The organism is Phormidesmis sp. 146-33, assembly GCF_052939515.1.
On the sequence record NZ_JBJPHU010000007.1, the window covers coordinates 57,601 to 82,874 of the forward strand.

General features: G+C 48.3%; 20 protein-coding genes. 7 read left to right on the forward strand and 13 right to left on the reverse strand.

Features of this window, described 5'->3' with window-relative positions; translation table 11 throughout:
• Positions 1-49 precede the first annotated feature (49 nt).
• Complete coding sequence (locus ACJ2PR_RS04925; RefSeq protein WP_446876156.1) at positions 50-2,353, forward strand: protein kinase domain-containing protein; 2,304 nt, start codon at positions 50-52, stop codon at positions 2,351-2,353.
• Positions 2,354-2,433: 80 nt separating this feature from the next.
• On the opposite strand, the gene ACJ2PR_RS04930 is transcribed toward ACJ2PR_RS04925, so the two are convergent.
• The 5 genes from ACJ2PR_RS04930 to ACJ2PR_RS04950 all read right to left on the reverse strand — a co-directional run bounded on the left by ACJ2PR_RS04930 (position 2,434) and on the right by ACJ2PR_RS04950 (position 7,135).
• Complete coding sequence (locus ACJ2PR_RS04930; protein WP_446867880.1) at positions 2,434-2,802, reverse strand: hypothetical protein; 369 nt, start codon at positions 2,800-2,802, stop codon at positions 2,434-2,436.
• Between the two features lie 141 nt (positions 2,803-2,943).
• A complete protein-coding gene (locus tag ACJ2PR_RS04935) occupies positions 2,944-3,828 on the reverse strand; it encodes an ABC transporter permease (RefSeq protein WP_446876157.1) in 885 nt (294 codons plus the stop codon).
• Positions 3,829-3,903: 75 nt separating this feature from the next.
• A complete protein-coding gene (locus ACJ2PR_RS04940) occupies positions 3,904-4,923 on the reverse strand; it encodes an ATP-binding cassette domain-containing protein (protein WP_446876158.1) in 1,020 nt (339 codons plus the stop codon).
• Between the two features lie 174 nt (positions 4,924-5,097).
• Positions 5,098-6,078, reverse strand: coding sequence for a heme o synthase (locus tag ACJ2PR_RS04945; RefSeq protein ID WP_446860422.1), 981 nt, complete (start codon positions 6,076-6,078; stop codon positions 5,098-5,100).
• Positions 6,079-6,205: 127 nt separating this feature from the next.
• Positions 6,206-7,135 (reverse strand): COX15/CtaA family protein, encoded by a 930-nt coding sequence (locus ACJ2PR_RS04950; RefSeq protein ID WP_446876160.1) that lies wholly within the window; start codon positions 7,133-7,135, stop codon positions 6,206-6,208.
• A 425-nt stretch (positions 7,136-7,560) separates the two neighbouring features.
• On the opposite strand from ACJ2PR_RS04950, the gene ACJ2PR_RS04955 reads away from it, so the two are divergent.
• The 4 genes from ACJ2PR_RS04955 to ACJ2PR_RS04970 all read left to right on the forward strand — a co-directional run bounded on the left by ACJ2PR_RS04955 (position 7,561) and on the right by ACJ2PR_RS04970 (position 13,272).
• Entirely contained in the window at positions 7,561-8,604 is a 1,044-nt protein-coding gene (locus tag ACJ2PR_RS04955; protein WP_446876161.1) for a cytochrome c oxidase subunit II, read from the forward strand.
• Positions 8,605-8,682: 78 nt separating this feature from the next.
• A complete protein-coding gene (gene ctaD / locus ACJ2PR_RS04960; protein WP_446860419.1) occupies positions 8,683-10,449 on the forward strand; it encodes a cytochrome c oxidase subunit I in 1,767 nt (588 codons plus the stop codon).
• Positions 10,450-10,596: 147 nt separating this feature from the next.
• Positions 10,597-11,220 (forward strand): cytochrome c oxidase subunit 3, encoded by a 624-nt coding sequence (locus ACJ2PR_RS04965; protein ID WP_446860418.1) that lies wholly within the window; start codon positions 10,597-10,599, stop codon positions 11,218-11,220.
• A gap of 153 nt (positions 11,221-11,373) precedes the next feature.
• Positions 11,374-13,272 carry a hypothetical protein gene (locus tag ACJ2PR_RS04970; protein ID WP_446876162.1) on the forward strand — a complete coding sequence of 633 codons (1,899 nt, stop codon included), beginning with the start codon at positions 11,374-11,376 and terminating at the stop codon, positions 13,270-13,272.
• Between the two features lie 206 nt (positions 13,273-13,478).
• Here the strand turns inward: ACJ2PR_RS04970 and ACJ2PR_RS04975 are convergent, their stop codons facing one another.
• From ACJ2PR_RS04975 to ACJ2PR_RS04990, 4 genes are all read right to left on the reverse strand, one after another.
• Positions 13,479-14,360, reverse strand: coding sequence for a 4a-hydroxytetrahydrobiopterin dehydratase (locus ACJ2PR_RS04975; RefSeq protein WP_446876164.1), 882 nt, complete (start codon positions 14,358-14,360; stop codon positions 13,479-13,481).
• Between the two features lie 319 nt (positions 14,361-14,679).
• Positions 14,680-16,074 carry a lysophospholipid acyltransferase family protein gene (locus ACJ2PR_RS04980; protein ID WP_446876165.1) on the reverse strand — a complete coding sequence of 465 codons (1,395 nt, stop codon included), beginning with the start codon at positions 16,072-16,074 and terminating at the stop codon, positions 14,680-14,682.
• Positions 16,075-16,185: 111 nt separating this feature from the next.
• Positions 16,186-17,487, reverse strand: coding sequence for a recombinase family protein (locus ACJ2PR_RS04985; protein WP_446876166.1), 1,302 nt, complete (start codon positions 17,485-17,487; stop codon positions 16,186-16,188).
• A gap of 71 nt (positions 17,488-17,558) precedes the next feature.
• A complete protein-coding gene (locus tag ACJ2PR_RS04990; RefSeq protein ID WP_446876167.1) occupies positions 17,559-17,918 on the reverse strand; it encodes a VOC family protein in 360 nt (119 codons plus the stop codon).
• A gap of 128 nt (positions 17,919-18,046) precedes the next feature.
• Here ACJ2PR_RS04990 and ACJ2PR_RS04995 point away from each other — a divergent pair, with 128 nt between their 5' ends.
• On the forward strand, positions 18,047-20,803 hold the full coding sequence (locus tag ACJ2PR_RS04995; RefSeq protein ID WP_446876169.1) for an AAA family ATPase: 2,757 nt from the start codon (positions 18,047-18,049) through the stop codon (positions 20,801-20,803).
• 32 nt (positions 20,804-20,835) lie between these two features.
• Here the strand turns inward: ACJ2PR_RS04995 and ACJ2PR_RS05000 are convergent, their stop codons facing one another.
• The 4 genes from ACJ2PR_RS05000 to ACJ2PR_RS05015 all read right to left on the reverse strand — a co-directional run bounded on the left by ACJ2PR_RS05000 (position 20,836) and on the right by ACJ2PR_RS05015 (position 23,418).
• On the reverse strand, positions 20,836-21,279 hold the full coding sequence (locus ACJ2PR_RS05000; protein ID WP_446860412.1) for an Rrf2 family transcriptional regulator: 444 nt from the start codon (positions 21,277-21,279) through the stop codon (positions 20,836-20,838).
• Positions 21,280-21,357: 78 nt separating this feature from the next.
• The gene (locus ACJ2PR_RS05005; protein ID WP_446876170.1) at positions 21,358-21,903 is read right to left on the reverse strand and encodes a hypothetical protein; all 546 of its coding nucleotides are present in this window, start codon (positions 21,901-21,903) and stop codon (positions 21,358-21,360) included.
• 652 nt (positions 21,904-22,555) lie between these two features.
• Positions 22,556-22,951 carry a DUF2267 domain-containing protein gene (locus ACJ2PR_RS05010; protein WP_446860410.1) on the reverse strand — a complete coding sequence of 132 codons (396 nt, stop codon included), beginning with the start codon at positions 22,949-22,951 and terminating at the stop codon, positions 22,556-22,558.
• Positions 22,952-23,220: 269 nt separating this feature from the next.
• Positions 23,221-23,418, reverse strand: a complete 198-nt coding sequence (locus ACJ2PR_RS05015) for a hypothetical protein (protein WP_446860409.1) — start codon at positions 23,416-23,418, stop codon at positions 23,221-23,223.
• Positions 23,419-23,800: 382 nt separating this feature from the next.
• Between ACJ2PR_RS05015 and ACJ2PR_RS05020 the strand changes: the two genes are divergently transcribed.
• Positions 23,801-25,000 carry an alpha/beta fold hydrolase gene (locus ACJ2PR_RS05020; protein ID WP_446876171.1) on the forward strand — a complete coding sequence of 400 codons (1,200 nt, stop codon included), beginning with the start codon at positions 23,801-23,803 and terminating at the stop codon, positions 24,998-25,000.
• Positions 25,001-25,274 lie beyond the last annotated feature (274 nt).

The following is a 25,274-nucleotide window of genomic DNA, read 5'->3' on the forward strand; positions in this document are numbered from 1 at the left end:
ATTCCCTCATATCGCCATACAATAAGCTTGTCTACCATCTCTGGTCGCAATGCTAGGACGATTGCTCAGTTCGCGCTATCGGATTGTCAGAATCCTGGGGTCTGGCGGGTTTGGTCATGCTTATGTGACAGAAGACACCCAGCGTCCAGGCAACCCTCTCTGTGTGTTAAAGCATCTGAGTTTTGCCAGCCAAGATCCGGCGATCGTCAGACAAGCCAGACGAATGTTTTTGGCGGAAGCCGAAACGCTCGAAAAGCTGGGACGACATGAGCAGATTCCCCAACTGCTGGCGTATTTTGAGGAAGATGAAGAATTTTACCTGGTTCAAGAATTCATTGAAGGGCACCCGCTCAGTGAGGAACTGACGCTAGGATTCCAGTTTTCTGAAACTCAGGTCATTGAGTTGCTAGAAGAAGTGCTGGAAATATTGGAGTTTGTTCATGCTCATGGCGTGATTCATCGTGACCTGAAGCCAGATAATTTAATTCGGCGGGCAAGCGATCGCAAGATCTTTCTCATCGATTTCGGCGCGGTCAAAAATATTGCTCAGTCCGTGGTGGACGATTCCAGAACCACCCAGATGAGTATGCCTGTCTATACGTCGGGCTATGGGGCGAGTGAGCAATGTTTAGGTAAACCGCGATTTAGTAGCGACATTTATGCCCTGGGCGTGATTGGCATTCAGGCGCTGACCGGGGCGCGACCGTCCCAACTGCCCCAAGACCCCAATACGTGTGAATTGATCTGGCGCGATCGCGTTGAAGTCCGAGATGAGTTGGCGATCGTGCTGGAGAAGATGACCAAATTTCACTTTAACCAGCGTTATGCATCGGCGACTGAGGCTTTAGAAGCGCTTCAAGCCCTCAAGCAAGCCCCTACTCACACTCAACTTCCCCTGTCTAAATTTGATGCCGTTCGCCGCTCCCCCATACGGCCACAAAGCCAGTCGCAAAGCCAACGGCTGAGGTCAAATTGGAGACTACCGCTCACGATCGCTGCTGGAATTGGAGCCACCGTCGCCGTCACTCTAGCAACCTGGACAGGTGTCCGAAATTTTGCGCCCCCGATTGCCTCCCCGATCGTCCGTCCCGGCTCTGATCAAATCAGCTTTGGCGAAAGAGTCTTGGCTCCTGGAATCACCGCTCCCCTTAAGCAAGAAGCAGCCGAACAACTCACCGCAGGAAAGTTGCCTCTGGCTGCCACCCTGCTTGAGAAAGCTCGTCGCATGAATCGATTTGACCCGGAAGCGCTAATTTACCTCAATAACATTCGCATTGGGGAGAAGAAATCTTATACGATCGGCGTGGCCGTCCCCCTCAGCACTCAGCCCTCGACCTCGGCGGAAGTGTTGCGCGGTGTGGCTCAGGCCCAAACCCAGGTGAACCAATCTGGCGGAATTAATGGGGTTCAGTTGAAAGTTGCGATCGCCACCGACGACAGCCAACCCGAACTTGCCAAAGAAGTCGCCGCCTCGTTTGCAGCCGATTCCAACCTTTTAGGAGTCGTTGGCCACGGGACAAGCGACACCACGTTAGCTGCCGCCAAGATTTACGAATCAGAGGAATTAGTCGCGATTTCGCCGATCAGTTCTGCTGTACAGCTATCGGGGTTCAGTCCCTACATGTTTCGGACGATGCCGAGCGATCAAGCGCCTGCCAAAAAACTCACCGAGTATATGGTGACGCAGCTTAAAAAGCGCAAAGCAGCCGTGTTCTACAATTCAGGCAGCACTTACAGCAAGTCGCTCAAAGATGCTTTTAAGGATGCGCTCTACTACAGCGGCAAAGGCCAGGTGATTGAGGAAGTCGATTTGAGCAAACCAGATTTTAACCCCGTAGACAGCGTTGAAGACGTGATCAAAAAGGGGGCTGAGGTGATGATGCTGGCACCCAATCAAGAGTTTTTTGAACGAACGCTGCTCGTCGTCGATGCCAATCAAAATCGGTTGCCTCTTTTAGCGGGAGATGCTTTTTACTTACCCAAAACGCTGCAAGTGGGCGGAAAAGCTGTCTCAGGCATGACGCTTGCCGTTCCTGCGTATCAGGCAGACATCGATCGCTCTCCCTTTCAGAAGCAAGCAAAAACGCTGTGGGGCGATCGTGTCAACTGGCGTACTGTTCTTTCCTACGATGCAACCCAGGCACTGATTGGCGCGATGCAGCAGTCTCCCACCCGCAGCGGCATTCGTCGAGTGTTGGCTGACCCCAAGTTTTCTGTAATGGGCGCACTTCACCCCGTCAGCTTTTCACCCAAAGGCGATCGCCCGACTGAACTGGCAATTGTCAAAGTAATGCCAATGCGATCGGGCAAAAAGTTCGAGTTCAAGTCTGTCTCCACCTCAACTGCAAAATGAGAGGTTAGTTTAGTTAGAAAGGTTGGAGATAACCCTTCTTGGGAAAGGACTGCCAGAGACTTTATTCACCAGCGCTTTAGTTACGGAGTGGCGGGAGTTGTCACCGAAGGAACTGCTTGAGTCGAAGGAGCGATCGGCTGTTGGCGGAGTAACTTTTGCTGTTGTGCACGAAACTGGGCGGCTGCATCGTCCAGGTTTTGTTGTTGTTGCGCTCGAAAATCGCCTTGATTGGTGCCGCTTGTGATCCGTTGGATCAAGTCAAACACGCCAGTCGTTGCCCCAGTACTGTCACTGCGATTGTTGAAAAGATTGGAAAGCGCATCACTCGACTGTGTATCTTTGAACGGGTCAATCGTTGTCGCAGCAGGAGCAGTTTGAGCAAAGATGGGTTGAGCAATTGCCACGATCCCCAAGCTCATGAGACCGACGATCGTAAGTTTGGTTTTCATGTTGAGATTTACCGAAGGGATACTACTGCTAATTCTACTCAAAACGCAATTGTCTGGATATTTCTCTCGCAAATTCGATCAGATTGTTACCCAAAAACTCCTCACCCTTCACAAAGCAAGGAGTCGGATGTGTCAAGCAACCTAAGCCAAACTCCGACGCAGCAAGGGCTGAATCAACAGAAACGCAATCACATTAAAGCTCAACAAAATCAGCAGAGAAGTGCCTAGCGTGACGGCTCCCCAGGGTGCCTGCATGATCACACTTCCCAAATTCCAGTCGCTGTGGAGATAGAGGTAGCGAATTGGCTCGATCGCATAGCTCAACGGATTCAGCGTCGCCACCACCTGTAACCACTTGGGCATAAACGACAGGGGCACCAGCGCAGTACTGGCAAATAGCAACGGCAAGTTTGTCACAAAAATCACGGCGATTAACTCAATATGCCCTGGTAGCGCAAAGGCCAGCCCCAAGCTCAAAGCCGTCACCGCCAATACCAACATCAGCACAATCAACGCGACAAGCGCCAGCCCCAAAGCATTGGGTAAACCTGCCCCTAAGAACGCACTCATCGCCACGATCGCTCCCGTCTGAATCAAACTCAGCGTCGTAATAAAGATAGCGGATGCCATCACGATCGAGAATCTGGAAGCCAACGGAGCCACCAACAGCCGATTCAAAAAGCCAAACTCGCGGTCAAACATCACGGGCAGCCCAGCATTTAAGGCACCTCCAAACGCGGTGAAGACAATCACTCCAGCGCCCAAAAACTGTCCGTAACTGGTGCTTTCCCCAAACAATCCTTGCGGCGCGTTTTGAAACAGTGCGCCAAACAAAACCAGCCACATCAGCGGTTGAATAATACCAGCCGCCAGAGTAGAAGGACGACGCTGAAGTTGGATAAATAGGCGACGAGTCAAAGCGGTGGTTTCTTGAGTAAAGTCACCCAGAGCGCTCTGCTGATTGGGAGCGATCGTGCCTTGATCTTTCAGAAACTCTGAGTTGGGTGGAGTAATGGTGCGACTCATAAGGCAAATAGGGTTTAAGTTTTGAATTTTGAAGCTTCAGCTTGATCAAATGGCTTGACCTAAAGCTAAAAACGCTTACCGCATGTTTTGTTTCTTTTCAGCTTTGGGGTCACGACTCCCGGCGGCGGCTAGTTCGGCATCCAGTAGGGTGCGACCTGTGGCGCTCAAGTACACGTCATCAAGACTGGGACGCGCCTGAGAAATGCCAAACGTCGGGAGTCCGGCTTGCTGAAGGCTCTGCTGAATGGTCATTAGCGCTTCGCTCTGAGGCTCGACCACCAGATTGAGAGAGTTTCCTTGAGCACTGTTGATGATCACTTGCTGAACGAGCGGCAGCGATTCCAACAAGATTTTGGCTTGCTCGGCTTCCTCGATCGGTGAAAATTCTCGAATCCGCAAGGTTACTCGATCGCCGCCCACTCGATCCTTGAGTTCGGAAGGGGTGCCGGATGCGATGACGATGCCACGATCGATAATGGCAACGCGATCGGCAAGAGCGTCCACTTCTTCCAGATAATGGCTGGTGATCAAAACTGTGGTGCCTTGATCCCGTAACTGCCGCAAAAAATTCCACACGGCGACTCGGCCCTCAATGTCCAAGCCGACGGTCGGTTCGTCTAAAACCAGCACATCCGGTTTGTGAAGCAGTCCTGCGGCCAAGTCTAGCCGTTTCTGGAGGCCACCCGAATACGTACCCGACTTTTTGTTTGCCCATTCGTCTAAGCCCAACAGAGTCAGCATTTCAGGAATGCGCTGCTGAATGGCGGCACGAGGCAGATGATAGAGCGCGGCTTGCAGTTCCAACAGTTCGCGTCCGGTCAGCATTTTGTCGAGAGCGACTTCTTGCGCCACATAGCCGAGACGTTGACGAGCTGATCGTGGATTGTCGATGACCGAAACGCCAGACACTTCGATTTTTCCAGCGTCGGAATCAGCTAACGTACAAAGGCATCGCAGCGTGGTCGTTTTTCCGGCTCCGTTGGGGCCCAATAGCCCAAAAATTTCACCCGGCTCGACCTGTAGAGAAACGTCTTTGACCGCCTCCGTCGAACCGTAGCGCTTTTGAAGCTTTTCGATAAGAACAGCAGGAGACATTTGGACTCCTCCCAAATTGATACAAATCTTAAGAATGCCTGACTTCTATTGTAGAGATTCTGGGGACACCTTAGCGAGAATGCAGGATTTCTTTTTAGTTTGAAAATTTCTAAAACAGGTGAGTAACAGCCGAAAGATCAAAATTTACCTTCTAGCCGTTACTCACAAAAGCTTCTAAGCCCAAGGCAGTGTAGACACCAGTGCTTGAAGGTTAGCTCCGATCGCTTCCACAATCTGGTGAGTCACAGGCAAGCTGTCTACAGCCATCCCTGCACAAAGCAGCATCAGGTACAAAATCGAGTACTTGAACACCGATCGCGCCACCATCAAATCAGACGGTGCTTGAATCAGTTCCAACGCTTTTTTGACGAAGAAGCCACCCAGCAGAAGGGCGATCGCAGCATAGACCACACCCATCACATGTAGCGGATACACAAGCAGCAAGGTGATAGGAATTAAGGCCAACGTGTAATAGAGAATCTGTCGGCTTGTGACTTCATTCCCATCGACGACGGGCAACATCGGCACACCAACTTTGGCGTAATCTTCGCGAATCATAATCGCCAACGCCCAAAAGTGAGGCGGAGTCCAAAAAAAGACGATCGCAAATAGCACCCAAGCCGCCCAGCTTAAGTCACCTGTAACAGCCGCCCAGCCAACTAAAGGAGGAATCGCCCCCGCCGCACCTCCAATCACAATATTCTGTGTACTGTGACGCTTGAGCCAGTGAGTATAAACGGCAACATACACAAAAATGCCAGACATCGCGAGACAAGCACTTAGCAAATTCGCGAATACAGTCAGTAATGTAAACGAAGCCACCGCCAGCACGATCGCAAAAATCAGCGCATCTCTAGGACTGATTCGACCTGACGGCAACGGGCGATCGCGGGTACGCTCCATGATGTAATCGATATCGCGATCGTACAGACAGTTAATTGTGTTTGCCGAGGCTGAGGCGAAAGTGCCGCTCAACAACGTCACAATCAGCAAAATGGGGTCAACCTGTCCCTCAGCCGCAATCCACATGCCACCCGCCGTAGTGATCAGCAGCAGCAAAATGATCCGAGGTTTGGTCAGCTGACAATAGCTTTGAATAACTTGAAGGAAATCTCGATTACGGCGAGAAATGCCATTGATCGTCGTGTTTTGCATTCTCTTGAATCTGGTAGAGAGTAGGGGAAGAGAGGGATGAAGGATGAAAAAGTGGCTTCAGTAGATTGGTGTTGGCATCTGGCGATGCTGACATTCAATCATCCTTTCTGAAGGGCGACTGTCTGCTTTATCCTTCTTGAGTCTTGATAAGAAAAACCTGTGCGTCTCGGAAGGCGAGAACAGTGAAGGCGACTAAGGTTCCCAGTAGAGAAGCTCCGATCGCTTGATGTGCGATAGTCAGCGGTTCGACTTGAAGGTGTAGACGAAATGTGGCAACGCCCAGCGTAATCTGTAGCAGCAAAAAGAAACCTGCCAGATTAGCCAACTGACGCAGCGCAGGGTGAAGGGCAGGAGTGCGCCAGGAAAGAACAATTAATGTCAAGGTTGCGATCGTTGCTGGAACGACACCCACAATATGACTATTCATCACGGTGCAAAGCTGATTGGTTCCAAAGCATTGGTGTAGCGCCCATTGAGACGAAACCAATCCCCCCAAAATACTTTGTAGATAAACCAAAACGACCGCAGTCGCGCCAATCCATCTAAGCTTGCCGACGTTTCCAGTGCCATGATAGGACGAGAGCGCTGTCCCGATCGCCAGCAGCGTACTAAAAAACAGGAGTCCCGTTCCCAAATGGGCAGTGACAATATCAAACCGCAGCAGTTCCGTTACAGTTAACCCCCCTAAAATCCCTTGAAAGACCACTAGGAAGAGGGCAAAACTAGCTGCCCAGGGTGTCCAGGAAGGAAGGGCGCGGCGAAACCACCAAACGATCGCAGTCATCCCAATGGCCGCAAACCCGATCGTCGTTGCAACCAACCGATGAAACCATTCTAGAAAAACTTGGAGATTCATCTGCTGACGAGGAACAAACTCTCCATAACAAAGGGGCCAATCCGGACAAGACAGACCCGCATTCATCACCCGTGTTGCGCTACCTACGGCCATTAAAAAGAGGGTGGCGATCGCAAGTCCAATGACCAGGCGCGCTACCCAAGTTTTCACACTTACCGGAGTGGCCGAGAGAGAAGATCGATGTAGTACAGAATTGGACATAAGTTGCTTTTGTATCCCTGGGGCAGTAAAGGAAATAAAACTTCATCAAAAGCGGAGCCGTCGCTCTAGTTTCTACTTTAATGAGGTAATCTCAAATCACGCGAAGCTTTTGTATTTTTTCCAATTACAAAGACTTTAGAACCAGGCTGCTGTCTCCTTTGTAGCCCGATCCCAAAGAAAACCTTAAAGATAGGCAGTTTTGGCCCCTAGTCCCCAAAAGGCTGCTTTACCTTGTAGATGGACTGCACCAGTTTTGGACTTTAGCCGTTGAAGACCTCGTGTCACATCTATCCTAAGAGCCTGATATTGAATCGTTTCAAACCTTAAAATCCAAAATCTACACAGTTATTACCAGTTTCTTTTTGAGATCGCTTGTTACGATCGACAGTAACTTTCCAGTTGTTTAGGTAGAGATTTGACGAACTGTGAACATTCCTAGTCAGATTGTGACCCTGCTGGCTGGTATCGCTCTGACCTTGGTCAGCCTCTGGTACGGTCAGAATCACGACCTTCTTCCAATTGCCGCCACCGCCACCGCCTCTTTGGTGGACAACCTGTTCAACACCATGATGGTGATTGGCACAGGCATCTTTTTGTTAGTCAACGGTATCTTGATCTATTCAGTATTCAATTTTGGGCGCAAGCCTGGAGATGAAACAGACGGGCCGCCCGTTCATGGCAATATTCCTTTAGAAATTGTCTGGACAGCAATCCCAGCGGTAATTGTGTTAGGTCTTTCGATCTACAGTTTTGATGTCTATCAGGCTGAAGGTGGGCAAGACCCGATGGATCACTCCGTCGCTCACCACGGCAAAAATCATAGTCAAATGGCCAAAATGTCGGGGGCTGCGATCGCCGCTCCTCTGATAGCAGACGCGACAGATGCGGTCACCGAATCCTTACCTCCTAAACAGGATGCACCCACCCTGGGAACCGTGACTCCCAAAATCGGCGACACCAGCAAGCCACCCGACTTTGTGGTCAACGCCGCAGGAATGCAATACGCCTGGTTGTTTACCTACCCCAACACTGAGGTCGTAGCGGCTGAGTTACACGTCCCGATCGATCGTGAGGTCGTCGTCAACATCTCCGCCAATGATGTGATTCACGCCTTTTGGGTGCCAGAGTTTCGTCTCAAGCAAGATGCGGTGCCCGGACGACAAACCGAAGTTCGATTCATGGCAAACAGATTGGGCGAATACCCCCTCATCTGTGCAGAACTGTGTGGAGCTTACCACGGTGCTATGAAGACTAAAGTTGTCGTAGAATCACAGGCTGACTTTGACACCTGGCTACAATCTCAAATCGCCAGTGCCGAAGTGGGACTTGATACCGCGCTTGCTACCAAAACTGCTGACCTGACTGAACCCGAATATCTGGCTCCCTACGCAAAACAAGTGGGGATCACTTCAGAGATGCTTCAGCAACTCAAGCCTGACAACTCTGTTCATGACCATTCAATGAGCTAAGGGTAGTGGGTTGTGAGCCGTTCTCCAACCGCGAATTGTTCATAACCCATGACTCACGACAACTCACGGATTTCTCTTATGACCCAAGCCGCTCAGTTTCAAGAACAAGCCAATCTTCCGGCCCAGGGTTTGGAGCCAGAAAAAAACGATTGGCGCAAGTACTTTGGTTTCAGCACTGACCACAAAGTGATCGGGATTCAATACCTGGTCACCACGTTTATTTTTTATTTGGTGGGTGGCGTTCTGGCGACGATGGTGCGGACAGAATTGGCAACACCCGCCTCTGATTTTGTCAGCCCTGAAGTTTACAACAGTTTATTCACTGTCCATGCGACGGTGATGATCTTTTTGTGGATTGTGCCTGCGGCGACGGGTGGATTTGGCAATTACCTGATCCCCCTGATGATCGGAGCGCGAGACATGGCGTTTCCTAAGCTGAACGCGATCGCTTTCTGGATCATTCCCCCGGCAGGGATTCTCTTAATGTCCAGCTTTTTGGTTGGTGCCCCTGGCGCAGGTTGGACTTCATATCCCCCGCTCAGTTTGATTAGCGGCAAAGCAGGTGAGATGATCTGGATTCTCAGCGTCCTGATGTTGGGAACGTCTTCGATTTTGGCGGCGGTGAATTTCATTGTCACCATCTTCAAAATGCGAGTTCCGGGCATGGGGTTAAATCAGATGCCTCTGTTTTGCTGGTCAATGCTGGCTACATCATTTTTGGCGCTGATTGCGACTCCCGTATTGGCAGGGGCGCTGATTTTGCTTTCGTTTGATTTGATAGTCGGCACCAACTTCTTTAATCCCACAGGAGGCGGAGACCCGATCGTCTATCAGCACATGTTCTGGTTTTACTCCCATCCAGCGGTCTACATTATGATCTTGCCTGTGTTTGGGATGATTTCAGAAATTGTGTCGGTGCATTCGCGCAAGCCGATCTTTGGGTATAAAGCGATCGCTTACTCCAGCATTGCCATTTGTGGTCTGGGGCTGATTGTCTGGGCGCACCACATGTTTACTAGCGGCACGCCTCCCTGGTTGCGGATGTTCTTTATGATCACGTCGATGATCATTGCCGTTCCGACTGGGATTAAGGTGTTTAGCTGGTTGGCGACGATCTGGGGTGGTAAGTTGCGATTAGAGAGTCCGTTGTTTTTTGCAATGGGATTCATTTCTCTGTTTGTGATCGGCGGTATTAGTGGAGTCATGGTCGCGTCTGTTCCCTGGGACATTCACGTTCATGACACTTACTTTATTGTTGCTCACCTGCATTATGTGTTGTTCGGCGGCAGTGTGTTTGGGTTGTATGGAGCCTTTTATCACTGGTTCCCCAAGATGACGGGCAAGATGCTCGACGAGACCTGGGGCAGAATTCACTTTGTTCTCAGCTATGTAGGCTTTAATCTGGCCTTCATGCCCATGCACAAATTGGGAATCGAAGGGATGAATCGTCGGATTGCCGAATATGACCCCAAGTTTGCAGCGTTGAATTTGCTGTGTACGATCGGTGCCTATCTTTTAGCGATCTCGACGCTGCCCTTCCTCATCAACGTCTGCTGGAGCTGGCTGCGCGGCAAACCTGCGGGCAGTAATCCCTGGGGTGGACTGACATTGGAATGGATGACCACTTCCCCACCTCCCGTTGAAAACTTTGACGCTGACCCCGTGTTGGCGACGGGCCCCTACGACTATGGAATGGGCAGTCGTGCTACGCAGGTCGATGTTCCCCTGTCTGATCCTCACAATCCGACGCTTTCGGCTGGGCCTGGCTCTACGCTGCGAGCAAAACCTGACCCGGCGGTGGCGGTGAGTCCGAGCGATCGTCAAGGTGAAAGCCACAACCGATAACTAAATCCAAGCTTTGAGGTTTGAGTTAAGAAATCGGGTCATCATCTCAGCGAGCCTGCAAATTTTGGATCAGTCGCTGCCTTTAATCACCTGATGCCCTAATTCAAACTTCAAAGCATCTCCTTGTCCCCTACTTCTTCCAGATTCATGACAGGCTCAACCCTCGATTCTGCAAAGACTTCTCTCAACTACAACCACGCCGAAGAACACGTTGCCGCTCACGCGGAACATCATGACTTTCGGCTTCTCGGCGTAATTGTTTTTCTGGTTGCTGAAGGCATGATCTTTTTGGGTCTATTTATGGCCTACATCACCTTTCGGGCTGTTACGCCCGTCTGGCCGCCCGAAGGAACGCCTAAACTTGAGTTATTACTCCCTGGAATCAATACGGTGATTTTGGTGGCGAGTAGTTTTATTATTCATAATGCAGACACCGCGATCAAAAAGAACGACACAAAAGGTCTGCGGCTCTGGTTTGGCATCACGGCTGCGATGGGTGCTGTGTTTTTGGCAGGTCAGCTTTATGAATACTTTCATTTAGAATTTGGTCTGACCAGCAATCTGTTTGCCAGTACTTTTTATGTGCTGACTGGCTTTCACGGACTACATGTGCTGTTTGGATTGCTGTTGATTTTGGGTGTGTTGTGGCGATCGCTCAAGTCAAATCATTACAGCAGCGAGTCTCACTTTGGAGTCGAAGCGGCCGAGGTCTACTGGCACTTTGTCGATATTGTTTGGGTGATTTTGTTTTTGATGCTCTATATTCTTTGAGCAATTTATCACCGTTTATCAGCTCGCCTCCAAGAGATTGGGGGCTTAATTTTGTTTAAGCAAATAAGTCATAGTCAAACCGGGACTGTATATTACAAAGGCTCATCGCAACGATGAGAAATGCTGACCGGGTACAGAGTGGAGACATTAAGCGTGAATTTACCTTTTGTTTTAGATGTCGCGATCGGGCTAATTTTTACTTATTTAATTCTCAGTTTATTAGCGTCTGAATTACAAGAACTATTAGCAACGATTTTACAGTGGCGAGCCAAACATCTGAAGGACTCGATCGAGATTCTTTTGTCAGGAGGAGTCGGGACTCCGGAGGAGCAGCGAGTTAGAGATTTAGTGGGTCGGCTGTATGAAGATCCACTTTTGAAAAATGTGAATCAAGAGGCAAAGGGTGTCATTCCCAGAGGATTTCGCAAGATCTCCAAAGTCTTGTTTGCAGGCAATCGTAAAGGCGCTTTTGGCCCCGACCAGGCAACCGGGCCTTCTTACATTTCTCCTGAAACTTTTGCAACCTCTCTACTAGAAAGATTAGGCATTTCTAACTTGGCTGACAAGTTGAGCGCAGTGAGGATCGAAAAGTTTGCTCGAAGAATTGTAGGAACTTACCGCCTGACTGATCAGGGGCAAATTGAAGTTCCTGTGGATGAAGAATTGAAAGATGATTGGGAGAAAGGCAGCATTCGAGTCATTGCTGAAAAGACCTTTAAGCCTAATCTCAATCAAGATCAAAACTTCAATCTACTGGTCGAAGATTATGATCAAATTGTTCACGCCTATCAAGCAAAACAAATTACACTCAACACGGCGATCGAGCGCTTAGGCGAAGAGCTAGATATTTATATCGCCGCTTGTGAAAATCCACAGTTTCAAGACACCGATTTGTCTCTATTTGTTAGAAGACTACGATCGTTTAAGAACAGCATCTTTGGCGAAAATAACGAACGAGCAATTACCTCTGGCGGCTTACAGCCCAGCTTGTCAGAGATTGCCGAGTTAGTAAATCAAAGCAGCACCATTCATAAAGAAGCCGTCGATGCCTATGAGAAAATTGCCCTGCAAGCAGAACCGATCGATGCAAGAGTCAGAGAGACGATCGCCGCAGATGTTGCCACCTACAACACAGAATACGAGGCAAAACTTGCAGAATCTAACAAGCCTGCTCAAGCGCCCTTAACGTTTGAAGATTTAGAACGCGCTCAGCAGCAAGCCATTCTTAGCAACGCTCTAGGGCAGCTCACACCCGAAGAACGCCAGCTCTATGAAGACTACCAAGCCTATCAACAAATTAAAGAGGGACTGGATAAGCTTCCGGACTCGGTAAAGGAAAGTATTGGGATTTTGGCAAGACGGGCCCAGACGCGAGTACAAAAGGCTGAGAATGAGTTAAATCAGCTTCGAGAGGAAGTGGCGGTTTGGTTCGATCGCTCAATGGCGCGGGCTTCTGGCGTTTATAAACGTAATGCAAAAGGGGTGGCGATTTTAATTGGATTGTCGATCGCAGCAGCCACAAATTCTGATACGTTTCACATTTTCAATCGGTTGTCGAGTGATGACAGTTTGCGGCGATTGATTACTGAGCGGGCTTCTCAGATTGATCTCAGTGCCCCCAACAATCCGCGTCTAGACGTGCAGCTAGAGCAATTAAAAAACCAAACTGATGCGGTGCTTAGAGATATTGCCTTTCCGATTAGCTGGAGTCCGACGAATCTCAACAAGCAATTGGGCTGTCAAACGATTGCGATCGCTGATCAACCCGCTCCGCCAGATGAAGCCACCCAACTGAGACAGCAATGGGACAATCTCTACAAGTCTTGTTTGAGCACCAATCAAGCAGCGGCGGTGCCAATTCCTTTTCAGGTGATGCAGATTGCTTTGGTCAAGCCTCTGGGATTTTTGAGAATGATGTGTGGCTGGGTGGTGAGTGGGATTGCGATCGCGATGGGCGCACCCTTTTGGTTTGACTTACTCGGTAAGCTAGTCAATGTCCGAAATTCTGGCAGCAAGCCCAAATCAACTCCAGAGCAATCACCCCCATCCTGACTTTTGAGTGCCCTGCATAATTTTGCTCAAAAGAAGGCTTCAAATAGGCTGTTGCATATCCAACTTACATAGAGCCACTGCTCAAACGCTCTTAATTAGCTTGGAAAACTAAATGTCTAGCAACTTACTCACTGTCCGCCTGAATGTCATGTTTTGTGATGAATGCAAAATGAGCAGAAACCAACGGTTGTTTCGGACATATCCACTCATTGCTTTCTTGAAACTGCTTTTGCAGCCATATTCATATAGAGGGCTAAGTTCAAGTCGTAAATTGTAACCTTACGACGTGCGTCCCAGGTGGTTAGAGACACCGTTACATAGTTGAAGACGTTACGCCATTCTGGGTGATGGTCAAAGATACGGCAATGATTTGCGACCATTTCCATAAAGTCTGCTGCCTGATTAAAATGCCGGAACTTGAATACTTTTACTAGGTATCGAGCTTCAGCATTACCGAAGTTGTCGATGTACCAGCCCTCATAGTCATCATATGCAAGAATCAGTGCAAGTTCCTTATCTGCAATGGGTTGAGTTCTTGCTTTTGCAATGTCTGGTTTTGGGTACTCATCTTTATCGGGGCGCTTCTTCAGATCTAATTTGACGGCGATTCTATCAAGTAAAGGGCCGATAGCACTTGGCCAACTCGCATAGTCGATATATTCAGAATGAAGGCTAGACAAATACGCGATGGAATCAGGTAGCTCAAATTGATCAAAGCCTCGTTCACAGTCTGCGAAAAGGGGCAGCACGATCCTGTTGGTTAGCCCGTATCGATCGAACTCGTGGTGACTAATGGGTGCAGAAGCAGAGTACTCTAGCTCACGAGCCACCCAATCATCTCCAACTCGGTCTGGAGCGCTAGTTGCGCGTTTGGGCATCCACTGTTTACCAATTAAAGCGATCGTCGCGTGAGATTCGTCGATTAGGCGTTTGAGGTTATCTGGGAAGTGGTCACCCGGTGTCATTTCCTCGACATCAACAGACACTCGAACAAACTGCAACCTCTTCTCGATTTCGCTCTTGAGAAGCAGCGCGATTAGAGCAGTGTCTTGTCGTCGATAGCTCACAAAGAAAGTAAAGGGCTGCATCTGATCCTCACATCTGAACTGGGCAATTTTTGGATAACCAATTTTAAAGACGGCGTTGCTGATTGGAGGGATGAATCTGTGGGAAGTATCCATCTTTTCGCCCCCTAAATCCCCCAAAATTGGGGGACTTTGAACCTTGGGTTTCCCGCCGCTTTGGGGCAATTCATCCCCTGATTCTGCAACGCCTCAAAGACTTTTGTTAAGTCATATCACTTGTGGATAATATCATACGGTCAATTGAATTGTATAAACCGCTGTCGGTTCAATGACGTAGCTTAACCATGACGTAAAGAACAAGTGGGTAGCCATCTGAATTCCCTCATCCCTCAATCATTGCTTGCAGTGCATTTTGTAAGTCTTGTGTGAGGTCGGTGACAGCTTGTTTGGCGGCGCGGCGATTGGTTTGGTAAGTGTCCCAACGATCGCTCACTGACAGAGGTTGTCCGATCGTAATGTGGCATTTTTGTTTGCCTAATCGAGGACGCTTAAAGGGGTTGCCGCCTTTGATGCGAGTAATGGTGTCCCAGGCGAGCAGGGTGGTTTCGGCAAAGCGCTCGACGGTTGGTTTCTCTAAGACATACTTGCCTGTGACGGCAACAAAGCATTCCACCAAACGCATGTGCCAGATGCGGAGATGGGCTTCTTCAGCAATGCGATCGGCGAGTCCTCTTTCGATAGGCGATAGCGTTTCTAAGTTTAAATCTTCGCGATACACATAGTCCCATCCAGCTTGTTCTAGTTTGCGACAGCGATCAATCACACTACCCTTTGGCTGAATGTTGAAATACTGTTCGGCAACGTTCAGCGCTGCATTCATCAAAGTATCTAATCGAACTGTAAATTCCTCATTTGTTCCGGGTAAAACGCCTTCGACTTGGGATGACTCAGCGTTCTTGGTTATGGGTAATGTTTGATGGTAAAACCGTGTGTAATACTGTTCCATAATGGTCAGCAATCGTTCGGCTAACTGGTAGAGTCTGCGGTAGAGATGACCGTCTCCAGTGCCGCGTGTGGGCGTGATTCCGATATCAGCTTCGATTTCACTGAGCAGCTTTTCTAAGGCTTTCCAGGGAGGCGTGATGTAGCGGTATTGAATGCCGATCGGGACAATCACCACTTCTTCCGATCGCCCTGCTTTGAGCAAATCTTCGACACACCAAAATCCCAACTGTGCAAGTCCTGGCTCTAAAGGGCTGATGATTTCGTTATGACCGTTGGTTGCGCCTTCGGGAGCCGCTAGTAGCGGAAATTCTCCGTTGACTAATAGGTTTCTAGCGGATCGTAATCCTGTGCGATCGAGCTTGCCGCGATGAATGGGAGTGCCACCCAGTTTTGAATAGAGCCAGCCCATTGTTGAGCCAGCCCAGAGAGGAATGCCGCGATCGTACATAAAATGAGCGTGAATCGGATGCCGTAATGCAATTTTTTGCCGTTGAGCAACTCTGGGTACTTGATAACGAAGCAAATTTGCAATGGCAAGTGGATCATCTACGCTGGGATGCCGGAACGCGAACAACAATCGAATTTTACCCGCTTGAAACTGTTGGTAGAGCGCTACTAATTGCTCAAGGTTGGTTGCCTCAATACCTGTAAGCGAGGTTTTCGATCGCGTCCAAAAGGGAAGCGCAAGCTGGGTCAGTTTGAGAATTTTGGGATCAAAATCTGGAGGAATAAAGCCAAGGGGCGGTTGAGCTTGAATCGGGGGGCGAGGCAACGCAGGTTCTCCTAATGGGGATGACAGCTATCTTAGGGGCTAGGTTTCCCATCCTGGTGCGATTCGTTACAGATTGAAAAGCGTCACTAATGTGGCAGTTTTGAGATTTCCTCAAAAGATGAAAATCAACTTCAGGTGCCACTCGGTTTCAGGGCGAGTTAATTCAATTTGACGGATGAATTCACGAAAGTAAAACCGACGTTCTGACTCAGACAAGTCTAGCCAAAATTGGGGAATCGAAACGGCTTGAGCGATCGCGCTTAAATTAACAGGCGGTAGTTGAGAGAATTGACGTTGCAGGTCTGCGATTTCTGTGCGAATTTTGTAGGCGCGTAGATCGGCAGTTTCAGTATCGAGAATCTGAGTTTCGATCAAGGCCGGAAGCTGAGAAAGAATCGCTTGTTTGGCGGCGATCGCTCCAGCAATTCCTTGTTTAATCCCATCCAAATCGGGTGTGTTCACTTCTGAAACGGCGCGCGGCAAGTCTTCACAAATGCGCTCGATCGTGGCTTGCAAAATTTGCTCATACGCGATCGCTTTACATTTAGGTTGATTAGAACATTGAGTTGGGCGCAAGTATAAATATTCTGTCGCTTTTTTGTTGTGAGGTGCGACACGAGTGACGGTCATCGGAGAGTGACAACTGCTGCAAGAAACCAAACCTGCCAGCGATCGAGGCGCACTAGCCGTTCGAGAGGGGAGCCGACGATTTCGCCGCAGTAAGCGATCGATTTGGGCCGCTTCTTCTCTGGTAATGAGTGCCCCGTGAGTGTCTGCAATCACATCTCCCGTCTGATATTCTAAATCGCCTCGATAAACGGGATTTGACAACCAGCGTCGCCCCGTCGAAACGGAAATTTTTTTACAATATTTCTTGTCTAAATAACGCACAGCCCCCCGCAAGGAACCATATAACAAAAACTGCTCGAAGAAATCTTTGACGACGGGAGCAGTGGCGCGATCGATCACATAGCGATTTTTGCTGCGACGATAGCCATAGGGTGCTTTTCCGGGAGGTGGCAGTGCTTTGATGCGATTGCGGGCATGTCCCTGACGAATGCGCCGACTTTTTTGATTGGACTGAACTTGTTGCAGCAGTTTCAGGAGATCTGAACGGAGGTTATTGTCTGTGTTAGACGACTCAACCGTCATTAGTTGAATGCCTAAAGTCTCGAATTCAGTCAGACGATCGCTCACTTCTTGCACAGAGTCTCCCAATTCTTCTAGCCGCCGCACCAGTAGATAGTTTGCGGGTTCGGTTTGACAGTCTGAGAGCAGTTTTTGCAATTCTGGACGCATTGCTTTTTCTGTTGCTAAATCTTGATAAACGTGGTCGATTTCCCATCCCCAAAGATTTGGATCGGGCGTTGATTCTAGCAAGGGATCGCTGTAGAGATAGGCAATGATTTTCACTGCAAATTAATTTTTACTCCTTTAATTAAGAAGTTTAGTTAGCATTCCATACAGCATTTATCTTTTTTGGATTAGGACTCATTTAGCTCAATCACATTGCCATCAGGATCTTGAACAAACAGCGCCGATCGCCCCGATGCACTCATTTGAAACTCATAGTGGTGGGCTAACAATTCTTCTTTCGCGACCATCAGATCGGCAACTGAAAATGCTAGATGTTGGTTGCGTCCCCATTTCTCTAAGTTTTGCAGTGACGATATTGCATCCGCCACGATTAAATGAATCTGAAAGTCACCTATTTCGTACCAGGCACCGGGAAATTTGAGGACGCGATCGACTTTATTCAGCCCCAAAATTGTTCCATAAAAATGTTCAGCTTGCTCTAGATCAGAAACCAATAAAGCTGCGTGGAGAAATTTTGTGATCTGCATAAAATCATTCGCTCCGTTACTTTGTTGTTTAATCTCAGGATAAACGGTGTACACTTCACTCGAAAATCTTCTCTCTAAATTTCGAGATTTCTGATCAGAACATCTGATCTACGCCTTAAAATCAGATCATGGAAATTCTCTCCGTCAGCCTCAAAAACTTTAAGTCGCACAGCGATCGCCAATTCCTCTTTCAGCCTGGAACTAATGCTATCTGTGGCGAAAATGGGGCTGGAAAAACGAGCATTCTAGAAGCGATCGCCTGGGTTTTATTTGACCATAAGGGCGACTATCGAGTGGAAGATTTGGTTCAGAATGGGGCAGCCAGCGCTCAGGTGCGGGTTTCTATCGTCTCCAGTCTTGACCAACGCACGTATGAGGTGCAGCGCTGTACGCGATCGGGCTATTTGCTCTACGACCCTCAACTGGGCGAGAAACTGGGCTATACCCGCATTCGAGAGGAAGTTTTACCGTGGTTGAGACAGCATCTAGGCGTGGCACCGGGGACAGATTTAGCGAAGCTTTTTGCGAATACGATCGGCGTTCCTCAAGGCACGTTTACTGCTGATTTTTTGCAGCCCGCCGAGAAGCGCAAACCGATTTTTGACACCATTCTCAAAGTTGAAGAATATCGGCAAGTCAATCAACAAATGTTGACGCTGGAAAAGTACGCCAAAGCTGAAACCGAAAGTTTGGAACGGACGATCGCGCAGTACGAAGAATCGCTCCAAGATTGGGAGACCCTTTCTCAAAAGCAACAAGAACTCAGCCAGGATATTGAGCATTTAACCCTACAGCTTGCTCAGTGGAAACTGCGCCTTTCAGAACTGCAAACTGAGCAGGATCAACTCAGCGCCCAATCTGCCCAAATGCAACAAATTACAAGCGAATTAGAAAAACTGACGGCGCGAATTCAGTCAGAAGCCTTGATGCTCGATCGCCTCAAACTCGACCTGCAAGCTGCGGAAAAATCTGTCGAAATCTGCACCCTGCATCGCAATAGTTATCGAACCGTTTTACAGGCAGAATCTACGCTAAAAACATTAGAAAAAGACCGTGAAGCGCAACAGATCTTAATACAGCAGCGTCAAGGCTGGGTCAAACAGGAAAGCGATCGCCAAACCAAACTGGCGACTCTAACGCAACAATTAGAACGGCGATCACAAATCGAGTCTGAACTAAAACGCCTCGAACCTTTAATTCAACAACAAATTGAATGGGAACATCAACAGCAAATTCTCAATCAGCAGTTACAAAATTGTCAAAGCTGGAAACAAACGATTAGTCGAGATCAAAAACGCCTGACACAACTTGAAAATCGCCGTCAACAACTCGGACAAGAAATCGAAAAACTGGAAACGATGGGCGCGATCGTGCAAAAAATTCCTCAACTCGAAACCCAGCAGCAGCGCTATCAACAACAACTCAGCCGCATCGATGCCGCCACCCAATTTGAAGCCGATTTGAGGCAGATCGTCACTCAAGCCCAAAAGCGCGAAGGCATCTACACGCATCACGTCAACGCGGCCACTTCTACGCTCAATCAACTCAAACAAGCTGCTCCACTCTGGACAGCCCAACTCGAAGAAATTCTCACGGCTTTGGGCAACGGATTCAAGCTACAAGGCCAGCTAATGTTGGATCTGCAAGGCATTCTCGATGATTTGTCAGAACAACTTCTCGCCGATCGCCTCAAGCAACACCTACAACAAGTCCAGACCCAACTCGAAATGGCTCGTCAGCATCAAGCTCAATATCTAACGTTGGATCATAAATTTGACCAGGAAGAAACTTTAGAAACTGAGATTGAGGAAGTACGATCGCACATCACCCAATGTCAGACACAACTCGCCAACGAACCCGAACTTCAACAGCAACTCGCTCACCTCAAAGGACAACTGCAAACGCTAGAAGACCCCCGGAGCCACGATCGCTTGCTCCAACAAGAACTCAAACAACAGGCAAATCTAGAAGCCCAACAGCAGCAAATTCAACAAGCCTTGATTGAAGTGCAGACGACGATCGCAGACCTCGATCGCCAACTTGCTACTTTTACAACGCTCACCGATCAGATTCGTGAACAGCAAACGTTACGGGAAGAACATCGCGCTAACTACCAACTCTATTTAGAACATCAACAGGCTGCCAATAGTCTTAAAGACCGTCAAAAACAACTAGAAGAAGCCAGTCAAAAACAGCAGGATCTTCAAAAGAAAATTACAGAACTCACAATGCAAAAAGCACAGCTTGAAGAACATTTTGATCCTACTCAAGTAGAAGCTGTGCAAACCGCTTATCGGGAGGCCCAAACTCAAAAAATTACGCTAAGTGCAACGCTACCTGAAAAGACAAAACGCTTAGAGGAATACGATGTTCAACTTTCAAAATTACAAACTATTCAGGAAAAGCGAGATCAGGCAAAATCGGAACTCAAACGCAAACAGAAGGTCGATCGCTTCATCAAATTTGCTCGTAAAGCCTTCAAAGATGCCGGGCCGCGAATCACCGAACGCTACGTACAAAGCATTTCCCGCGAGGCAGACAAGCTTTTTCGAGAACTGCTTAACCGTCCCAATGTGGCGCTCGAATGGACGCGAGACTACGAAATTGTTGTGCAGGAAGGGCCTCACTCGCGCCGATTGATCAATCTATCTGGCGGTGAACAAATGTGTGCGGCGTTAGCGGTTCGTTTAGCATTGCTCAAAGTATTAGCCGATATCAACATTGCCTTCTTTGATGAGCCAACTACCAATATGGACAAACCCCGACGAGATAGTTTGGCCGAAGCGATCGCTAACATCAAAACCTTCCGTCAACTTTTTGTGATCAGCCACGACGACACCTTTGAGAAAGTCACCGAAAATGTCATCCTCGTCGAGCGCGAATAGTTCGACAGATAATATTCTTAATGGAAATCTCCTCAAACCACAAAACTCGCTTCCTCTCCCTGAGCCGCCTGCCAGCTTCGAGCATCGTAATACAAATCTTCTAGCGAAATGCTGTAGAGCGCTTCTTTCATTTTTTGGTGGAGCCGATTCCACAGGGTAAAAGTCACCCAATCTTCAGCTTGATCAATGTCAGGGGTGTGATGCGGCAAGGGATCAATGCTTTCGCCAACCGCTTCTAAAATTTGACCTAAAGAAATCTGTGCAGGCGGATGCGCCAACTGATAGCCCCCTTGAGCGCCTCGAACAGACACCACCAGTCCCGATCGCCGCATCTCAATCAACAGCTTTTCTAAATAGGGAGCCGGGAGATCTTGACGTTGAGCGATCGCTTTCACCGAGGTAGGCGCATACCCTGGCTGCAAACTCAAATCTAGCAGAGCTTTGACGCTGTAGTGTCCGCGTGTGGTTAGCTTCATTGACCAATTTTATGCCAAAACGCCCCGTGAAGTTAGATAGAAATCTTCACGAGGCGATGGGTTTGTTGCAAATTTGGTCTACTTTAGCGCATTGGGATAACTTTGCTTGCAGACATTGAGAATTCGTTGGTCAGTCGCACTTAGTTTTTTAAGCGGTTGGAAGCCTTCTAGACTAATTCGAGTCATGGCAGGGTTCCCAGTGGTTGCGACGTTAGCCGTTCTTTGTAGCGCGATCGCGTAGGGGTGTCGCGTTTTTTCGTAGCTGTCGATCACCGTCAAGGCCACCTGGTCTGATCGAAAAGTACCATAGGCACAATCAAAGGACGATCGCGGCATGTAAAAAGCACCCAACACCTTGCCCTGGTTTACCTCAAACACAAAGTAGGCTTGTCCGACCTGTTCGGGTTGGGCTGACTGACCATATAAATATATGCCATTGGGCAACGCTGCTGGGGCGGCCGCTTGTTTTGTAGATTTGGTGGGGGCACTTTGAGTCTGCGACTCGGACGCATGAGCCGTCACGCCCATTGAGAACAGCCCTACTGTCAAAGAAAAGGCTGCCATCCTCACGATATTCTTTAGTGATGCCGAGAACAGAGGTTGTTGAGTATGGTGCAGTTTCATCACGGTGCCCTCACTTAAAGAATAGATACACGAAAACAATTCTGATCCCTTTAACTAGGGGTGAATTGAGTAGTAGGAAAGACTGTATGGAATTCTGATTTTTTGAGAGTAATCCCTCAAAAGCACTCTCGCACAAGCAGCAAATTCGTTCAGCCCCAATTAGAAGAAATAGAAATAGATCGGCAGAATTATGGATGGATACTGGTGGATACAAGACAAGCGGGGAGAATTCCCGAAGCGGTCTGTAACTTTTCCATGTAATCATCAAATCATCCTGATCAGAGATGCACCACCACCACTGGTGACACTCTAATTTCTGACCACCGTCTCCTGCATCTATCCAGCGTTATAAACCGCCAAATCGTTTGCTAGAGATTGATTAAATACCTTAAGAATGAAATCGATTCTTTCAACCTATCACGAAAAAAAAGACGAGCTTGTGACTCGCCTCACTCAAATCGATGATATGTAGCATCTCGTGAACTGCCCGATCGCCCTATAGAGATAATTTAACGGGTTGACTGTCAGGTTGCTCAAAGGGGACGATCGTTCCCACCTATACTTCTTCTACTAAACTTTGATCAAACTTAGGCTAACCGTCACGCTTCGGCAGGCGTAGAACGAGATCAAGTTAGCCCCTTCTATAAATTGGTTACTTTTCAGTGTGAGCAAGTTCGGCAAAGAGAGGATCGTAGTCGTCGGAGAAGTTCGATCGCACGTCCGCAAATTCTCCAGGCGTAACGGCTTGGCTCAGAACTGAGATGACAGCTTTAGCGTGAAGGGCGGCCGTTTCTGCATCGGTGCCTTCTTTTTGACCAATTCGCTGATAAAACTCATCCAATTTAAAGTGAGCGCCAAACTCGCCTTCTCGTCCTCTCAAATGTTTTGCCAAGTCTTCGGGAAGCTGTGCGCCCAGTTGAACGGCCTCGTCACCGACGATTCTTTCTTTCACAGTCTCTAGCGTTGCCTGAGTTGCTTTTTCAGCCTCTTGACGAGAATTGAAAGATCCCAAATTTTGCACGTTTTTGATAAATTCGTCGTATTTCATGGTGTTGTCTTAGCGATCGTCAGTAGCGTTTCCACCATTTTGTAAAGTTATGTGATTTTATATCTCTATCCTATGTGTGAGATCAACTCTTACTATTTAAGAACGACCTCGATCAACTAAATGATGAACGAGAAATAAGATCCGCTTCTAGAAGTTGAGTCAGATCTCGCAGTTATAGATAATGAGTTCTACGTTCATCATTTAGCGATTTTTATTAAGCAGCCGTTATCAAGATATCTGAGTCAAGCTGCATTTAAAGACGATCGACGTTAGTGTTGCGCTTCCGATTGGCTTTCGGATGGTTGGTCTTTGGGCCGCTCTGTTGCAGCAGGATTTACGGGAGTGACATCTTGATCGTCTCGCGAGTAGTCTGCCTCCGTTGGCGTACTTCCGGGATCTGCGTCAATCACTCCATTTTGATTGGTGGTTTTGGCGTTGGTTCCTTTGTGGCTGGCATGTCCGCTCATAGTGAATTCCTTTGTTTGCGATAACTCGTTCAATTTAAGTTAAGGACTGTCAAGGCTAAATCTATCCAGAGAGACGAATACTAGCGCTCATAAAATCATTGGACTAGCGAACTGAGGGGATGTCGTATCTCGCATTACCAGGCAAAAAAATCTAATTGAGTTGATTCTAAACAAGACTTAATCGATCGCTCTTTCATTGGGTAGATGTGCTCTGTCACCAACCTTCACCCATCTGTAGAGGTCGATTTATTTGTCTCGCCTGATATTAGAAGAGTAATTAACCAAACTTTAAATTTCGTTGAGTGCCTCTGCTGGCCTTGATTTTACTAATTCAAAACTTTTATTCAAAGTCTTTTAACGTCCTTTTAGCTACGGATTGGGTATGAACTACGATCGCTTTTTTCCTTCTGATTTTTTAAAGCGTTTTAGAGATGATGCCTGGGAGTTTGGGCTGATTGCCTGCCTATTTGCCATTGTCGATCGCTTGGTTAACTCCTTCACTGATGGATTTGTTTCGGCGATCGACCTGGCGCAAATTTTCATGATTTGTTTGTTGACAATCTGCTGGGCATTTCTCAAACCTACTGAGGCCGAAGAAGAGGAAGCTTTTTACGATCGTCTCACCCAGTTTGTCCCGGCTTCTCTGCCGATGCGTCCTCCGGTTCCGTTGTCTGAGTTAGTTCAGCGCTACGGCTATCAGCAAAGCTCTCTCTGGAGAGGATGGCGCATTCACCACACGTTTTTTCCCAATCTTGAAAGCGAGGTTGCGATCGTATTTGTGCATGGATTTGGCGGCTCGATCGGACACTGGCGGCAAAACATGTCTGAGTTGGCAAAGCACCACAATGTGTATGCGCTAGACCTACTGGGGTTTGGCGATTCTGACAAGCCGAATGTGGCCTACTCAGTGGATTTGTGGGTCGATCAACTCCACGAATTTTGGCAGACCTTTATTGGTAAACCTGTTGTATTGGTGGGCAATTCGATCGGCTCTCTGACCTGTCTGGCGACGGCGGCGGCTCATCCAGAAATGGTGCAAGGAGTGGCGATGATCAGCTTACCGGATACTGCCAGTCATGATGATGCCATTCCTCCGATCGTGCGTCCTTTAGCTCGTGGCTTACAAACGATTGTCACTTCTCCCCTATTGCTTTATCCGTTATTTCATCTGCTCAAACAGCCGAGTGTGATTCGGCGTTGGGCAAGTTTGGCCTATGTTTGCCAGGAATCTATCACCGAAGAGTTGCTCGAAATTCTCATGAAGCCCGCACGAGAACAGGGGTCGGCTCAAGCGTTTTGTGCGATTATTCGGGCGATGGTCAGTCCTCAGTTTAGTCCGAGTGTGCGATCGCTGTTGGGTCAGATTCAGATGCCGTCTTTGTTGTTGTGGGGCGACCAGGATCGGATGATTCCGCCGGGGTTGGCAAAGCGTCTATCGAGCTACAATCCTGACCTGAAATTGATTGAGCTTGAGAATGCAGGTCACTGTGCCCATGATGAATATCCAGAGCAGGTCAATTCGATGCTGTTGGATTGGATTCACACACAGGTTTCATCAGAAATGGTTTTTTCTCACAGTTGATCACGCTGAGAGATCAAGAACAGATCAAGATCTGCAATGCTAGGAGCGATCGTATTGATGATTGATTACTAACACTGACGTGAATTCGATGAGGTTTTTTTGCTTCGTTCTTCAGCGCTTCTGCCCCCCAACCCCCCAAAATTGGGGGACTTTCAGACAAGATCTTGGGTTCAAAGTCCCTCACTCGTGGGGGATTTAGGGGGCTGCCTGGATTCACAACCGCAGCGAAAGATTTCATCGAATTCACGTTAACACTGGTGCAAGACTAAATTGG

Bases quoted from the DNA above. Each gene is read 5' to 3' on its own strand.
- ACJ2PR_RS04995 (WP_446876169.1), top strand. From the start codon at position 18,047: ATGGAAATTCTCTCCGTCAGCCTCAAAAACTTTAAGTCGCACAGCGAT.
- ACJ2PR_RS05020 (WP_446876171.1), top strand. From the start codon at position 23,801: ATGAACTACGATCGCTTTTTTCCTTCTGATTTTTTAAAGCGTTTTAGA.
- ACJ2PR_RS04925 (WP_446876156.1), top strand. From the start codon at position 50: ATGCTAGGACGATTGCTCAGTTCGCGCTATCGGATTGTCAGAATCCTG.
- ctaD (WP_446860419.1), top strand. From the start codon at position 8,683: ATGACCCAAGCCGCTCAGTTTCAAGAACAAGCCAATCTTCCGGCCCAG.
- ACJ2PR_RS05015 (WP_446860409.1), bottom strand. From the start codon at position 23,418: ATGAGCGGACATGCCAGCCACAAAGGAACCAACGCCAAAACCACCAAT.
- ACJ2PR_RS05000 (WP_446860412.1), bottom strand. From the start codon at position 21,279: ATGAAGCTAACCACACGCGGACACTACAGCGTCAAAGCTCTGCTAGAT.
- ACJ2PR_RS04930 (WP_446867880.1), bottom strand. From the start codon at position 2,802: ATGAAAACCAAACTTACGATCGTCGGTCTCATGAGCTTGGGGATCGTG.
- ACJ2PR_RS04950 (WP_446876160.1), bottom strand. From the start codon at position 7,135: ATGTCCAATTCTGTACTACATCGATCTTCTCTCTCGGCCACTCCGGTA.
- ACJ2PR_RS04975 (WP_446876164.1), bottom strand. From the start codon at position 14,360: ATGCAGCCCTTTACTTTCTTTGTGAGCTATCGACGACAAGACACTGCT.
- ACJ2PR_RS04935 (WP_446876157.1), bottom strand. From the start codon at position 3,828: ATGAGTCGCACCATTACTCCACCCAACTCAGAGTTTCTGAAAGATCAA.
- ACJ2PR_RS04965 (WP_446860418.1), top strand. From the start codon at position 10,597: ATGACAGGCTCAACCCTCGATTCTGCAAAGACTTCTCTCAACTACAAC.
- ACJ2PR_RS05005 (WP_446876170.1), bottom strand. From the start codon at position 21,903: ATGAAACTGCACCATACTCAACAACCTCTGTTCTCGGCATCACTAAAG.
- ACJ2PR_RS05010 (WP_446860410.1), bottom strand. From the start codon at position 22,951: ATGAAATACGACGAATTTATCAAAAACGTGCAAAATTTGGGATCTTTC.
- ACJ2PR_RS04940 (WP_446876158.1), bottom strand. From the start codon at position 4,923: ATGTCTCCTGCTGTTCTTATCGAAAAGCTTCAAAAGCGCTACGGTTCG.
- ACJ2PR_RS04990 (WP_446876167.1), bottom strand. From the start codon at position 17,918: ATGCAGATCACAAAATTTCTCCACGCAGCTTTATTGGTTTCTGATCTA.
- ACJ2PR_RS04945 (WP_446860422.1), bottom strand. From the start codon at position 6,078: ATGCAAAACACGACGATCAATGGCATTTCTCGCCGTAATCGAGATTTC.